This is a genomic window from Streptomyces sp. NPDC054863 (assembly GCF_053610825.1).
Window position 1 is genome coordinate 43,374 of the sequence record NZ_JBSGZD010000005.1, and the last position, 13,984, is coordinate 57,357.

The 13,984-nt window shown below is 71.3% G+C and carries 13 protein-coding genes and 1 tRNA gene; 12 read left to right on the plus strand and 2 right to left on the minus strand.

What is annotated here, in order from left to right:
* Nucleotides 1-60: 60 nt before the first annotated feature.
* The 11 genes from ACWGIG_RS02210 to ACWGIG_RS02260 all read left to right on the plus strand — a co-directional run bounded on the left by ACWGIG_RS02210 (nt 61) and on the right by ACWGIG_RS02260 (nt 10,736).
* On the plus strand, nt 61-1,119 hold the full coding sequence (locus ACWGIG_RS02210; protein ID WP_453319571.1) for a phytanoyl-CoA dioxygenase family protein: 1,059 nt from the start codon (nt 61-63) through the stop codon (nt 1,117-1,119).
* The gene (locus tag ACWGIG_RS02215) at nt 1,112-1,951 is read left to right on the plus strand and encodes an alpha/beta hydrolase (RefSeq protein WP_453319572.1); all 840 of its coding nucleotides are present in this window, start codon (nt 1,112-1,114) and stop codon (nt 1,949-1,951) included. The genes ACWGIG_RS02210 and ACWGIG_RS02215 overlap by 8 nt, the downstream gene beginning before the upstream one ends.
* A complete protein-coding gene (locus ACWGIG_RS02220) occupies nt 1,938-3,320 on the plus strand; it encodes an enolase C-terminal domain-like protein (protein ID WP_453319573.1) in 1,383 nt (460 codons plus the stop codon). The genes ACWGIG_RS02215 and ACWGIG_RS02220 overlap by 14 nt, the downstream gene beginning before the upstream one ends.
* A complete protein-coding gene (locus ACWGIG_RS02225) occupies nt 3,317-4,057 on the plus strand; it encodes an SDR family NAD(P)-dependent oxidoreductase (protein ID WP_453319574.1) in 741 nt (246 codons plus the stop codon). Before ACWGIG_RS02220 ends, ACWGIG_RS02225 begins: the two co-directional genes overlap by 4 nt.
* Nucleotides 4,058-4,175: 118 nt before the next feature.
* On the plus strand, nt 4,176-4,988 hold the full coding sequence (locus tag ACWGIG_RS02230) for an SDR family NAD(P)-dependent oxidoreductase (protein WP_453319575.1): 813 nt from the start codon (nt 4,176-4,178) through the stop codon (nt 4,986-4,988).
* 32 nt (nt 4,989-5,020) lie between these two features.
* On the plus strand, nt 5,021-6,454 hold the full coding sequence (locus ACWGIG_RS02235; RefSeq protein ID WP_453319576.1) for a 3-isopropylmalate dehydratase large subunit: 1,434 nt from the start codon (nt 5,021-5,023) through the stop codon (nt 6,452-6,454).
* An 11-nt stretch (nt 6,455-6,465) separates the two neighbouring features.
* Complete coding sequence (locus ACWGIG_RS02240) at nt 6,466-7,089, plus strand: 3-isopropylmalate dehydratase small subunit (RefSeq protein WP_453319577.1); 624 nt, start codon at nt 6,466-6,468, stop codon at nt 7,087-7,089.
* Nucleotides 7,086-8,108, plus strand: a complete 1,023-nt coding sequence (locus tag ACWGIG_RS02245) for an NAD(P)-dependent oxidoreductase (RefSeq protein ID WP_453319578.1) — start codon at nt 7,086-7,088, stop codon at nt 8,106-8,108. The genes ACWGIG_RS02240 and ACWGIG_RS02245 overlap by 4 nt, the downstream gene beginning before the upstream one ends.
* 27 nt (nt 8,109-8,135) lie before the next feature.
* On the plus strand, nt 8,136-9,011 hold the full coding sequence (locus ACWGIG_RS02250) for an FAH family protein (RefSeq protein ID WP_453319579.1): 876 nt from the start codon (nt 8,136-8,138) through the stop codon (nt 9,009-9,011).
* A gap of 73 nt (nt 9,012-9,084) precedes the next feature.
* Nucleotides 9,085-9,708, plus strand: a complete 624-nt coding sequence (locus ACWGIG_RS02255; protein ID WP_453319580.1) for a hypothetical protein — start codon at nt 9,085-9,087, stop codon at nt 9,706-9,708.
* On the plus strand, nt 9,705-10,736 hold the full coding sequence (locus tag ACWGIG_RS02260) for a nucleotidyl transferase AbiEii/AbiGii toxin family protein (RefSeq protein WP_453319581.1): 1,032 nt from the start codon (nt 9,705-9,707) through the stop codon (nt 10,734-10,736). The genes ACWGIG_RS02255 and ACWGIG_RS02260 overlap by 4 nt, the downstream gene beginning before the upstream one ends.
* A gap of 201 nt (nt 10,737-10,937) precedes the next feature.
* Here ACWGIG_RS02260 and ACWGIG_RS02265 read toward each other — a convergent pair.
* Nucleotides 10,938-11,025: transfer RNA gene (locus tag ACWGIG_RS02265), tRNA-Leu, on the minus strand.
* A gap of 369 nt (nt 11,026-11,394) precedes the next feature.
* Here ACWGIG_RS02265 and ACWGIG_RS02270 point away from each other — a divergent pair.
* Nucleotides 11,395-12,708, plus strand: a complete 1,314-nt coding sequence (locus ACWGIG_RS02270; protein WP_453319582.1) for a DUF2254 domain-containing protein — start codon at nt 11,395-11,397, stop codon at nt 12,706-12,708.
* A 168-nt stretch (nt 12,709-12,876) separates the two neighbouring features.
* Here ACWGIG_RS02270 and ACWGIG_RS02275 read toward each other — a convergent pair whose 3' ends face one another.
* Nucleotides 12,877-13,947, minus strand: coding sequence for a sugar phosphate isomerase/epimerase family protein (locus ACWGIG_RS02275; RefSeq protein WP_453319583.1), 1,071 nt, complete (start codon nt 13,945-13,947; stop codon nt 12,877-12,879).
* Between the last annotated feature and the right edge of the window lie 37 nt (nt 13,948-13,984).

A 13,984-nucleotide genomic window follows, 5' to 3' on the forward strand; every position in this document is an offset into this window, starting at 1 on the left:
AAGTCCCCCGCCCCACCCAGATCCGTAACCCGAGCGACAAGAGAACCACAGGAGTCCGTCATGTCCGTTTCACCCGCACTCGTCGAGGACTTCCACCGCGACGGCTATGCCGTGGTCCGCGGCGTCCTTCAGCCGGAGGACTTCACCGCCGTACGGGAGGAGTACGCGCGGCTGATCGAGCGGCGCGCGGCCGAGTGGCGGCGCGAAGGGCTGCTCGCTCCCGAGGCTCCCGGCGAGGAGGGGGCCCTGGCGGGCAAGCCGTTCGACGAGCAGCTGATCGCGCTGGCGTCGGTGCCCGGCTTCGACCCGGCGCTGCTGAGCGAGCTGGACATCACGCTGCCGCACATGCCGTTCACCTCGCTCCAGCCGGGCAGCAAGGTGCACACCGGGCCCGGCGTGCTGGGCCTGCTGCGCAACCCCAAGGTGCTCGACGTCGTGTCGCGGCTGGTCGGTGACGAGATATCGGCGAGCCCCAACCAGCACGTCCGGCTCAAGCTCCCGGCGCCCGACACCGCGGGCAGGTTCGGCGCGCGGCGGGGCGAGACGCTGCACGCCCCCACCATGTGGCACCAGGACGCGATGACCCAGATCCCGCAGTCCGACGACACCACCATGCTGACCTGCTGGATTCCGCTGATGGACGTCACCGAGGAGCACGGCTGCCTGCTCGTCGTCCCGGGCCGGCACCGGGAGGACCGGCTGCTGCCGTGGCCGATGGACGCGGACACCGTGAAGAGCCTGGAGGCCGAGGCGGTGGCCCTGCCCGTGCAGCAGGGCGACCTGGTGCTGCTGCACAAGCGCACCCCGCACGGTTCGACGGTCAACCGGTCGCAGCGACTGCGATGGAGCTTCGACTTCCGGTTCTTCCCCACCCACGAGCCCTCCGACAGGCCCTGGTTCCCGTCCGTGGTGGCGCGCAGCGCCGCCGCGCCCGAGCGGGCGGCCACGGACGCCGACGAGTGGCGCCGCCGGTGGGAGGAGGCCCGTGACCTCTTCGTCAGGACCGGCCAGATGGTCCCCGGGCGGCGGGAGTTCTCGCAGCTGGTCGCGGACTCGCTGATCGCCCGCTGGGAGTCCGGCGACTTCCCGACCCTCGACGCTGCGGCCACCCATGCCTGAGATGCTTTCCGGCACCGGCCCCTCGCGCCGCTCACTGGAGCGCGGCGACGCGACCCTCGCCGTGCATACCTGGGGGCGCGGGCCGGCCGAACTCCTCTACGTGCACGGCCTCCAGAGTCACGCCGGGTGGCTCTCCGAGGCCGGACCCGAACTGGCCGGGCGCGGGGTCCGGCTGTCGGTGCTGGACCGGCGCGGCTCGGGCCGCAGCACCGGGCAGCGCGGTCACCTGGCGGACGCCGCATCGGTGCTCGACGACTACGCCGCCTTCCTGGCGGAGGCGGACGCCGGGGCCGCCGGGCCGCTCACGGTGGTCGGCCAGAGCTTCGGGGGGAGCATCCTCGCGGCCCTGATCGCCACCGGCCGGGTCCCGGCGGGAGCGCGGATCGTGCTGTGTGCGCCGGCCCTCGGCCAGCAGCGGGCCCGGCTGGACGAAGCCGCGCGCGCCCAGGCACGGCAACGTACCGGAACGTCGTACTCCGGGATCCGTCTGCACGACGAGCAGTACACCGATCTGCCCCGGTATCTGCAGGCCATGGCCAACGACGGGCTGATGGTACGGATGCTGACGGACTCCTTCCGGGCCGCGATGGTCGAGATCGAGGACCTGTACATGTCAGCCGACGGCGACCCCTGGGCCGCCTTCCCGGTGCACGTGGCGCTGCCGCTGCGGGACACGATCATCGACCTCGACGCGTCCCTGGAGGCGGTCGCCCGGCTCGCCCCGCACGCGCGCACCGAGAGGTTCGCCACCGAGTCCCACTACCTGGAGTTCACGGACGTGCGGCACGGGTACTGGGACTGGTTGGCCGAGGTGGCCCGTGCCGGAGATTGAGCTGTACGAGGCGCACGTCCCGATGCGACGGCCGTTCCGTCACGCGGCGAAGGCCAGGACCGCTTCCGCGTCCGTGCTGATCGCGGTCCGCGAGGACGGGGTGACGGGCTGGGGAGAGTCGGCGCCGCGGGAGTACGTCACCGGGGAGTCCGTCGAGTCCGTGCTGGCCTCGCTGGACCGCCCGGAGGTGCTGCGGGCGGTGGCGACAGTCCTCGCGCTGCCCTTCGACGAAGCCCTTTCGGCACTGGTGGGGCAGGCTCCGGGGCCGGTCCCTGCCGGGCAGACTCCGGGGCCCGTCCCTGCCGGGCACGCTCCGGAGCCTGGAGTGGCCGGGCACGCTCCCGGGCCGGTTCCAGCCGGGCAGACTCCGGGGCCCGTCCCTGCCGGGCACGCTCCGGAGCCTGGAGTGGCCGGGCAGTCCCTGGGTCCGACCTTGGCCGGGCAGTCCCTGGGGCCGGCATGGGCCGGGCACGCCCTGGGGCTGGAGCCCGCCGCTGCCGCCGGGCTGGAGACCGCTCTCTTCGACCACCTGTGCCGGCGCGACGGCGTGTCCGGGTTCGCGGCCCTGCACCGGGCCGGCTTCGGCGACGTGCTGGCCGCGCGGCCGGCCCCGGCGCCGGTCGCGACGGTGCTCGACCTGGGCCGCGACCCCGTCGGTCACCTGACGGCGCTGTCCGACGCGGCGCGGGCGGCGATCCCGCACCTGAAGCTGAAGGCAGGTCCCGACCCGCAGGCCGCGGCCGCATCGGTGGCCCGGGTACGCGGCCTGCTTCCGGCCGGCACCACCGTTTCCGTGGACGCCAACTGCGCCTGGGAGCAGTCCCAGGTCCTGCACCACGCGGACGCGCTGCTGGCCGCCGGGGTCTCCTGGCTGGAGGAGCCGCTCGCACCGCGCGACTGGCACGGGCTCGCGGCCCTGCGCCGCACCGGCCTGCGGGTGATGCTGGACGAATCCTTCGTGTCCGTGCAGGACCTGGCGGACTGCGTGACGCACCGGGCGGCCGATCTGGTCAATCTGCGGGTGTCCAAGTGCGGAGGCCCGTTGCGCCTGCTGGCCGCGCTCCGGATCGCCCGGCAGTCCGGGCTCGGGGTGCAGCTCGGCGTGCAGGTGGGTGAGGTCGGCCCGCTCTGGGCGACCGGCCGGCTCATCGCCACGGCCCTGCCGTACGCGGAGGCCGTCGAGGCGGGCCGGCAGGACGAATGGTTCCCGCCGGAGCTCACCGCACCCCCTTACCAGGTGGACCGCGGCACCTCCAGGGCCCCGGCCCTCACCGGCCCCGGCATCGGGTTGACCGTCACCACCGAGCTGCTCGACCTGTGCGTACCGCGCGGGAAACAATCGCAAGACCCCATGAGGAGCACCACATGAACGGACGACGGGCGTGGATCACCGGGGGCGCCTCGGGCATCGGGGCCGAAGTGGCCAGGAGGCTGGCGGAGAACGGCGCCACCGTGACGCTGATCGACCGTGACGTGACGGCGCTGGAGGCCACGGCGCGCACCATGCCGTCCGGGACGCGCACCCTCGAACTGGACGTGACGGCCACCGACCGGGTGACCGAGGTGGTGGCCGGGCTCGATCCGGCCGAGATGCCGGACGTCCTGGTGAACTCCGTGGGCGGCGACACCCGCCGCATCGCCCTCACCGACCTGCGCGAGCAGGACCTGATGAACGCCGTGACGGAGAACCTGCTCGGCTGCTTCACCCTGACCAGGCTGTGCGTACCGGCCATGACCGACCGGGGCCACGGGCGGATCGTCAACCTCGCCTCCATCGCCGGGCGCAGCTACTCCATCTTCTCCAACGCGGCGTACGTCGCCGCCAAGGCCGCGGTCATCGGCTACACGAAGCAGTGTGCGTACGAGCTGGCCGCCACCGGTGTGGTGGTGAACGCCGTCGCCCACGGCCCCATCGCCACCGAGCGGCTGCTGCTCGCCCAGCAGGAGATGGCGCCGGAGCGTTTGCGCGAAGTGCTGGACCGGCTTCCCATGGGCCGGTACGGCACACCCGACGAAGCCGTCGGCGCGGTCGTCCACCTGTGCGGCGACGATGCGGGATATACGACGGGATGCGTGGTCGACGTCAACGGAGGCCTGCACATCTAGAGCCTGCCCGTCCGGAGAAGCCCACCCGCACCACTGCTCCACCCGCACCACTCTCACCATCCGCACCACTCGCACCACTCGCACCACTCGCACCACCGAGAACCTCAGGAGAATCACCGTGCAGGAGACACCCGCCCCCGTCGTGGACATGGGCCTCGCAGGCAAGATCGTCATGATCACCGGGGCCGGCAGCGGCATCGGCCGGGCCGCCGTGGCCGCGTTCGCCGCCGCCGGGGCCACCGTGGTGGCCGCCGGGCGGCGTCCGGCCACGCTGAGCGAATCGCTGGAGCTCGCCGGGCTCGACGAATCCCGCGGCCTGGCCGTCCGCTGCGACGTCACGGACGAGGCCAGCGTCGAGGCCGCAGTTGAGACGGCCGTCTCACGATTCGGTCACCTCGATGCGGCGGTCAACACCGCTGGTACTTTCGGCCCCATAGGACCGATCGCCACATCTCGGTACGAAGACGCGGCCGAAGTCGTCTCGGTCAACCTCATGGGCATGTGGCTGTGCGTCAAACACCAAGCGCGCGCGATGAGCGGCACGGGAGGGGGAGCCATCGTCACCACCGGCTCGGTCGCCTCGTTCCTCGGACACTCGGGCAGCCCGATGTACGCGGCCACCAAGCACGGGGTGGTCGGTCTCACCAAGGCGGCAGCCCTCCAGCTGGCGCCCCAGGGCATCAGGGTGAACGCGGTCTGCCCCGGTTCCACCGACACTCCCATGCTGCGCGAGCTGTACCCCGACGCGGACCAGATGCGGGCGCGTGCCGGCCGTGCACCGCTGGGGCGGGTGGGCGAGCCGGAGGAGGTCGCGGCGGCAGCGCTCTGGCTGGCCAGCCCTGCGTCCAGCTATGTGACCGGCCAGGCCCTGGCGGTCGACGGCGGTGTGACCGCGGGAAGTCCGGCCCCGGTCCGTACGACCAAGCAGTGAACGTCCGGCACAAGGAAGCACGAAGGAGAAACATGAGCGCCACGCTGTACGACAAGGTCTTCGACCTGCACACCGTGCACGACTACGGGGACGGCCGGGCACAGCTGTTCATCGGTCTGCACCTGGTCCACGAGGCCACCAGCCCGCAGGCGTTCGCGATGCTGCGCGAGCGCGGTCTGCCCGTGGCCATGCCGGAGCGCAACGTCGCCACGGCCGACCACGTGATCCCCACCGACACCGTGACCCGCCCGTTCCTCGACCAGCTCGGCGAGGACATGCTGAGCGCGCTGGAGAACAACACCCAGGACTTCGGGCTGCGCTTCCTGGCGCCCGACGGCGGCGAGTACGGCATCGTCCACGTCATCGGCCCCGAGCAGGGCCTCACCCAGCCCGGCATGACCATCGCCTGCGGCGACTCGCACACCTCCACCCACGGAGCCTTCGGCGCGGTCGCCCTGGGCATCGGCACCTCCCAGGTCCGTGACGTACTGGCCACCCAGACCGTCACGATGAACCGCCTCAAGGTCCGCCGCATCCAGATCGACGGCAAGCTCTCCGCGGGCGTCACCGCGAAGGACGTCATCCTGCACGTCATCCACGAGCTCAGCGTGGTCGGCGGAGTCGGTTACGCGTACGAGTTCGCGGGCGAGGTCATCGACAACATGTCGATGGACGAGCGCATGACCGTGTGCAACATGGCGGTCGAGGGCGGCGCCCGGTGCGGCTACGTCAACCCCGACGAGACGACCTTCGAGTTCCTCAAGGGCCGTGCCTCTGCCCCCACCGGTGAGGCGTGGGACCGAGCCGTTTCCTGGTGGCGTTCCATCGCCTCCGACGCGGACGCCGCGTACGACGACGTGGTCCTCATGCAGGGCTCGGACATCCGCACCATGGTCACCTGGGGCATCAACCCCGGCCAGTCCGTCGCCGTCGACGGCCTGCTGCCCGAGCCCTCGGAGCAGGACGCCGAGACGGCCTCCTCGTACGCCGAGGCCTACGACTACATGGGGATGAAGCCCGGCACCACGCTCGGCGACTACCCGATCGACGTCGCGTTCATCGGCTCGTGCACCAACGGCCGCCTCTCGGACTTCCTGGAGGTCGCCGAAGCCCTCAATCGGACCGGCTCGCACGTGGCACCCGGCGTGCGCGCGCTGGCGGTCCCCGGTTCCAACGCGGTCCGCGAGGAGCTCGTCGCCCTCGGAGTGGACCGGATCCTCGAAGAGGCCGGCTTCGAATTCCGGCTGGCCGGCTGCTCCATGTGCCTGGCCATGAACACGGACAAGCTGGTGGGCCGCGAGCTGGCCGCGTCGTCCTCGAACCGGAACTTCAAGGGGCGGCAGGGATCTCCCACCGGCCGCACGATGATCATGTCGCCGATCGCCGTGGCCGCGGCGGCCGTGCACGGGTCCGCCATCGACCCGGCCGAGGTCTTCGGTTCCGCCACCTCCTCCCTCGTCTCCTAAGGATTCCTCCCGTGAGCAGCACAGTTGACACGCGTGTCCGGTCCGTCACCGGCACCACGGTCGTCATCGACGGCCACGACATCGACACCGACCGCATCATCCCGGCGCGCTTCCTGAAGCACCTGACCTTCGACGCGCTCGGGAACCACGTCTTCGAGGACGACCGCAAGCAGAACCACGCGCAGGGCATCACCCACCCGTTCGACGACCCGGCGCGCGCCGGTGCCTCGATCCTGCTGACCTCGAAGAACTTCGGCTGCGGTTCCTCGCGCGAGCACGCCGCGCAGGCCCTGTACCGCTGGGGCGTGCGCGCCGTGGTCGGCGAGACCTTCGGCGAGATCTTCCGCGGCAACTGCGGGACCATCGGCCTGCCCTGTCTGAGCCTGTCCCCCCAGGACGCGCAGGACGCGCGGACCATCGCCGCCGCGGACCCGCAGGCCGAGACCGAGGTCGACCTGGAGAAGGGCACCTTCAGCATCGGCGGCCGGACGTTCGCCGCGGAGATCTCCCCCTCGCTGCGGGACGCCTTCCTCTCCGGGACCTGGGACACCCTCACCGAACTGCTCAAGTCCACCGGCGAGGTGAAGGCCGCCACCGCCCGGCTGCCCTACCTGAACGGATTTCGATCGGCATGATCCACGAGACGGCGGGACTGCGGGACGGACACCGGGCCAGGGTGTGCGTGGGCACCGACCGGGTGCTGGACGAGCTGCTCGACGAAGCGGCCGACGAGCTCCGGCGGGCCGGCCACGACGTGGTCCGCGCGGACGACCCCCGCACGGTGACGGGGCCGCTGGACGCCCTGCTGGTGACCTCCCGCACGCCCGTCGGCCCTGATCTGCTCGACCGCCATCCGGGGTTGCTCGGCGTGGCATTCGCATCGAGCGGCGTCAACTCCATCGATGTCGCCGACGCGACGCGGCGCGGCATCATGGTGGCCAACGGAGCCACTCCGCAGAACCACGGCAGCATGGCCGAGGCGACCGTCATGCTGGCCCTGGCCCTGCGCCTCAGGCTGCCCGACCGGATCGCCGCGCTCGCCGAGGGCCGGGCGAGGCCCCGCCCGGCCGAGCTGGACAGCCACTCCCTGCGTGGCGCCACCCTCGGCCTGATCGGCTTCGGCCGGATCGCCCGCGAGGTGTGCATCCGGCTGGAAGGCTGGGGCGTCGGCAAGATCCTGTGCCACACCCGCACGCCGCGTCCCGACGCATGGCCGCAGGTGGAGTTCTGCGGCCTCGACCGACTCCTCGACGAGTCCCACGTCGTCAGCGTCCACCTGCCGCTGAACGACGTCACGCGCGGACTGCTCGGGCAGGAGCAACTCGCCCGGATGCGCCCGGACTCCGTACTGATCAACACGTCCCGGGGAGGCATCGTGGACGAGGACGCGCTCGCCCGCGCGCTGCACCGGGGATCGATCGCGGGGGCGGCGATAGACACCTTCGCCGTCGAACCCCTGCCGTCCGACAGCCCGTTGCGGGGTGCTCCCGGTGCACTGCTCACCGACCACGTGGTCGGGCACACCGTGGAGATGTACCGCTCGCTGGTGCCCGCCGCGGTGGACAACATCGAGCGAATACTGCGGGGCGAACGGCCGCCGTTCCTCGTCAACCCCGAGGTGCTGATCGCGCACGCTCCCGCCGGCGACCACTGACCCGCATTCCTCCAGGAGGTTCCTGCCGTGACCGTGCTCTTCGAGTGCACCTACGACCATCGGCGCTACGTCGGCCTCGGTGTCCCCCAGGACGGGGCGCCCCTGCGTCTGCACCCCTTGGGCGAAGCCGACCTGCGCGTGCTGCTGCAACGGTCCGGAGGTGACGAGACCGCCCTCCGCGACGCACTCGCCGCTGCGGGACCCGCGCTCGACGTGCCGGCCGCGAACGTCCCCCAGGTACGGATGAGGCCGCCGCTGCTCCCGGAACACATCGGGGACGCGCTGGTCAGCGGCTTCATGATGACCCACCACGTCAAGGCCGACGCCGCGGTGCCCGACCAGCCCAACTGGTTCGTCAAGGGCCTCGGGAACGTCCTGAAAGTCCCGGGCGCCCCCCTTTCCGTTCCCGGCGACGCCGTGACCGTCACCGAGGAGGCGGAGGTCGTCCTCGTCTACGTCGACGACGAGCAGGGCGAATCCCACTACATCGGCTACACGTTCGGCAACGACCTCACCGACATCGGCCGCTTCAAGCAGCACGCCGGACACCTCTCGTACGCCAAACTCTGCGACACGGCCGTCGCACCCTGGCTCCACCTCGGCGAACCGCCCCGCTCGGTGACCGGCGAGGTCACCGTCGAGCGGGCCGGAACACCGGCCTGGAAGGGCTCGTTCACCACCGGCACGGACGCACTCCACTACGACCTCGACACGATGATGCGCCGCCTGTTCGCCTACGGCTCCCTGCACCACCCGGGCCGTACGCACTACGTGTTCATCGGCGCCGACCGCAGCAGCTTCCACGGCGGATTCCGCCTCGAAGACGGCGACCTGATCACCCTCGACTTCGCGAGCCACGGGGTGAAGGTGTCCAATCCGCTGGAGTGGCAGAGCCCTCGGTAACCGACGGGGTGCGGCGGACGCGGCAACACATATCCGCGTGCCCTCTCGTACACCGGTACGGCATGCTGTGCCGGTGTACGAGAGCCATCTGACCGTGCTGTGCGACGGTGACGAACTGCGCAGGCTGGAACTCTGGGCGGACGCGCGCCGGGACAGCGTGAAGTTCACCCACATCGCACTGTCCCGGGGCCGGACCCCGGACCAGCCCATGCTGACGCTGCGCGGCACGCGACCGACGTACGAGGCGGAGGCCGCCGCCGTACGCGGGACAGTGGCGTGCCTGACCGACGACGGGTTCGTGGTCGCCCGCTGGAAGGTGGAGTGCGCACCCTGGGCGGTGGAGGTGCCGCAGGACGACGCCGGGGCATCGGCGGCACGGCCCGGCGCCGGGACCGGACGCCACTTCGAGCACCACGTGAAGCTGCTGCTGCCCAGCTCGTACGACCGGAGCGCCCTCGTCGCGCTGGCCGAACGCCACGGTGCTCACGTCTCCCGGAACGCGCGGAGACAACGTCCCGACGGCCGGCAGGAACGCTTCGTCACACAGCGTTGCCACGACGTGGGCGACGACCGCGCCGCACACGCCCTGGACGGCTTGCTCGCGGAGCTGGCCTCGTACGACGTGATCGACGTCGAGCGGGAGTACGTCCTGCTCGACAGTGGACCGGAACTGGACGAAGGGTGGCTGGCGCCATGAACGCGGAACACGGCACACCGGAGAGCGGCCCGCCACCGCAGCAGTGGCCCCTGCACGACCTGCCGAGCTGGTCGCGCGCCGAGAGCGGGTTCCCGCGCACGCTGCTGCGGGTGATGGATGCCGAGGCCGTGCAGAAGGCGGTCTTCGATCCGGCGCTCAAGCAATTCCCCAACGCCTACCGGGCCTTGGACCCCGTCTTCCGCACCCCTGATGCCACCCGTGCCTGGCAGAGCGCCAGGTCGCAGGCGCTGACCACGGTCAGGGACGGCGTGGCCGCCTCGCCGTGGGCGCGGTCGCTGGTGCTGCGCGGCAGCATGCTGATGGCTCTGTGGTTCGGCGAGGTGGCGCGCGAGCCGGGCGACCTGGACTTCGTGGTCGTCCCCTCCTCGTGGGACATGTCCGAGACGCGCACCGCCACCCTCCTGTCCGGCGTCGCCGAAGCCGCCGAACAGAGCGCCTCGTCCCGCTCGGACGGCCTGCGGATCGACGCCGCCGGAGCCGTGTACGAGGACATCTGGACCTACGAACGGGTCCCGGGCCGCCGCATGATGCTGCCCTGGAGCGCGCCGGGCACCCCCGGCGGCTGGCTCCAGCTCGACTTCGTCTTCGGCGAGTCCCTTCCCGAGCCGCCGGAGCCGATCCCCCTCCCCTCCCGGGACCTGCTGTACGCGGCCTCCCCCGCGCTGTCCCTGGCCTGGAAGGTGATGTGGCTCGTCGTCGACGGCTACGCCCAGGGCAAGGACCTGTACGACGCGACCCTCCTGGCAGAACACCACCCGCTGCCGAACGCCCTGTTGCAGGAGGTCTTCCGCGTGGGGGGCGAGTGGCCCGAACCCGCGCACGAGCGGGTCCTCGGCACCCACCTGGACGAGGCCCTCCAGTACGTCGAGTGGAACCACTTCGCCGACGAATACCCCCAGTTCGCCACCCGCGAAAGCGAATTCATCGACCGCCTCCGCACCGCTGTCGCCCCCACCTTCGCGGACGACCCCGTCCCGGGGGCGGAGGAGCAGGCGGACCAGGCTTGAATTCTCGGAGATTCAGACGCCCCGCACGGAGCTGAGGCCCGGACAGCCCCGGCTCACGCGATCGGACCGAGCAGGGCACGGGGACGGCGGCCCAGGGCGCGGGTAGGGCCTGGCCGGGGCGGTGGGTGTCGCACCACGGGGCGTGGGCCGTGTGTGACAGCCCGGAAAAGCAGAAAACCCCACGTGAAGTGGGGTCTTAGCTGGTGTCCGAGGGGGGACTTGAACCCCCACGCCCGATAAAGGGCACTAGCACCTCAAGCTAGCGCGTCTGCCATTCCGCCACCCGGACAAGGTGTCTGTCGTTCGGGGCTGTTTTGCGCTGGCCCGTTCCGACATGGAAAACAATACCAGGGGTTCGGGGTGGGTTTCACCTGCGTTTGGCGTGGTCAGTGACCTGCGGCTGGCTTGCTGGAGGTGATCCGGACGTCGCCGCGCCGCCCTGCGCACAGGGTGTTGCGCGGCGTGTACGCGCAGTAGAGATCGTGGCGGTGGGTGGCCCTGGCGGGGCGGTCGCCGCCGGTGGTCTTCCTCGTGCACGAGACGTCCTCGGGGCCGTTGGGCCGTACGGGTCGGGCCGGAGGACCGTTGTACGTACGACTGAGGTGGCATGCGGAGGGGTGCCCGCCCAGGGGGCGCGGTGCGGCCTAGTTTCGGCGGGGTGAGTACTCCAAGCGGTTCGCGCTCTCGCAGGCCACGGGCTCTCTCGCCGCTGCGCGAGCATCTGCGGGACACCTTCTGGTTCGCCCCGACGGCCGGGCTGGTGGGGGTGGCCGTGCTGTGGTGGGCGGCGTCCGCCGTGGACGCGGAGATCGTCGAGCTCATGCGGCAGGAGGGGGACTACGACGGCATCGCCATGCTGATCGGGTATGCCGAGGATGCCAAGACGATCATCACGACGGTCAGCTCGGCGATGCTCACGTTCATCGGTGTGGTCTTCAGCATTTCGCTGGTGGCCGTGCAGATGGCCAGCGGGCAGTTCAGCCCGCGGGTGGTGCGGATCTTCGTGCGGAGTCGGATCACGAAGCTGACGTTCGCCGTCTTCCTCGCGACGTTCGTACTGTCGTTGCTGGTCATGGCCGCGTACGACGGCGAGGGTGACCCCCGGCTGGTGAGCACGGTGCCACTGGTGCAGAGCGTGCTGACCATGGTGATGGTCGGTCTGAGCCTGCTGCTGTTCATCGTGTACGTGAACTCGACGCTGCGGCTGATGCGGGTCAGCCATGTCATCGACCGGATCAGCCGGGAGTCCCTGGCTCTGCTGAGGAAGCAGGAGCGGCAGAGCGAGGAGGACATCGCGCTCGGGCAGGAGACGGCCAGGTTCGCGCACCAGGGGCGGGCCGGGGTGCTGCGGGACGTGCACATCGCGCGGCTGGTGCGGGTGGCGCGGCGGCGGGGTGTGGTGCTGCGGTTGATTCCGCGGATCGGGGACTTCGTGGTGCCGGGGACTCCTGTGATCGCCGTGCACGGTGAGGGGGCGGTGTCCCGGAAGGCGTTGCGGTACTCGGTGTCGGTCGGGGTGGAGCGGACCTTCCACCAGGATCTCGGGTTCGGGCTGCGGCAGTTGGCGGACATCGCACTGCGCGCACTGTCGCCCGCGGTGAACGATCCGACGACGGCCGTGCAGGCGCTCGACCGGATCGTGCAGTTCCTGTCGGTGGCCGTGGAGCTGCCGCTGGGGGCGCTGCGGCACCGGGACGCGGACGGGGCCGTGCGGTTCGTGCAGGACGTTCCGGGGTGGGCGCCCCTGGTGGACCTGGGGCTGAGTGAGATCCGTGGGGCGGTGGTGGGCAACCCGCAGGTGTCGCGTCGGATGATGGCGGGCATCGAGGACCTCTTGCTGCTCGCGCCCGAGGGGCGGCGGGAGGTCCTGCTCCGGCACCGTGCGCTCCTCGTGGAGACGGTGGAGCGGACGGTGCCGGATGCCGCCGAGCGGGAGTTCGCGCTCACGGCCGACCGTCAGGGGATCGGGTGAGGGCCAGGGTGAGGGGCCAGGGTGAGGGGCCAGGGTGAGGGGTCCGGGTGAGGGGTCCGGGTGAGGGGCCCGGGTGAGGGGTCCGGGTAAGGGGCCCCCGGGTGGGACCGACTGACGGGACCGCCCGAGGGGACCGCGCACGCGCGGCTGCGCGTCAGTGGCGGCGCGTCAGTGGCCGCGTTCGCGCAGGGAGTGCAGGTGGGCGCTGGACTTCCGGGCGAAGGCGAAGGCGTCGGTGGGGTTGTCGTGTTCGGCCTGCCAGTGGTGGTCGCGGCGGCCGTGGTGGGTGCGGTTGACCGCGGAGATGAAGCGCTTGTAGTCGATGTCGCCGTCACCGACGTCGGTCATCCGATAGCCGTCGCGGGATGCGGCGTCGTGCTCGCCGTCCTTGACGTGGAAGAGCGGGTAGCGGTGGGGCTGCTTGAGCACGTAGTCGAGCGGGTCGAAGGGGGCGGGGGTGCCGTCGGCCCTCTTCGAGAAGCGGAACTGGGCTGCGTACGCCCAGTAGATGTCCATCTCCAGGTGCACGAGGCGGGGGTCGGTCTCGGCGAGGAGGACGTCGTAGAGGCGGGTCCCGGGCCTGTCGGTGGCGAAGGAGAATTCCTCGGCGTGGTTGTGCTGGTAGAACTTCATGCCGCGCTGGCGGGCCGCTTCGCCGTACGTGTTGAACTCCTCGGCGCAGCGCTTCCAGCCGTCGACCGTCGTGCCGTAGCGCCAGGGGCCCGACGCGGTGCCGATGTGCTGGAGGCCGAGGGTCTGGGCGTCGTCGAGGACCTTGTCGAGGTTCTGGGCGAAGGTGTAGGCGTGGGGGTTGTTGTCGTCGTAGTAGCCGACGTGGCTGCCGATGCCGCGCAGGCCGTGGTCGCGGGTGAGGCGGCGGAGCTCGGGCAGGGTGAGGGGGCCGGCCGAGCCCTGGGTGTAGCCGGCGTACTCGACCTCGTCGTAGCCGTAGAGCGCCAGCTCGGCGAAGACCTTCGCGAAACCGAGGGTCGCGACCTTGTCGCGCAGGGAGTAGAGCTGGATGCCGAGGCGGCCGGGCGGGAGTACGGGCCGGCCGCCACGGCCCTTGTCGCGGGAGGCTTCCTGGGCTTCGGCGGCTGCTGCCGGCGGGGCCGCGGCGGCGCCCAGGAGTGCGGCGGCGGTGGCTCCGGCGGCCACTCCGAGCATGTTCCGTCTGGAGAGGCGGTGGGTGAGCTCGGCGACCTCGGAGTCGTTGGCCTTGCTGGTGTTGCGGGGCATGCGGGCTCCTCGTGCAGCTGTGGGTGTGGGTGTGGGG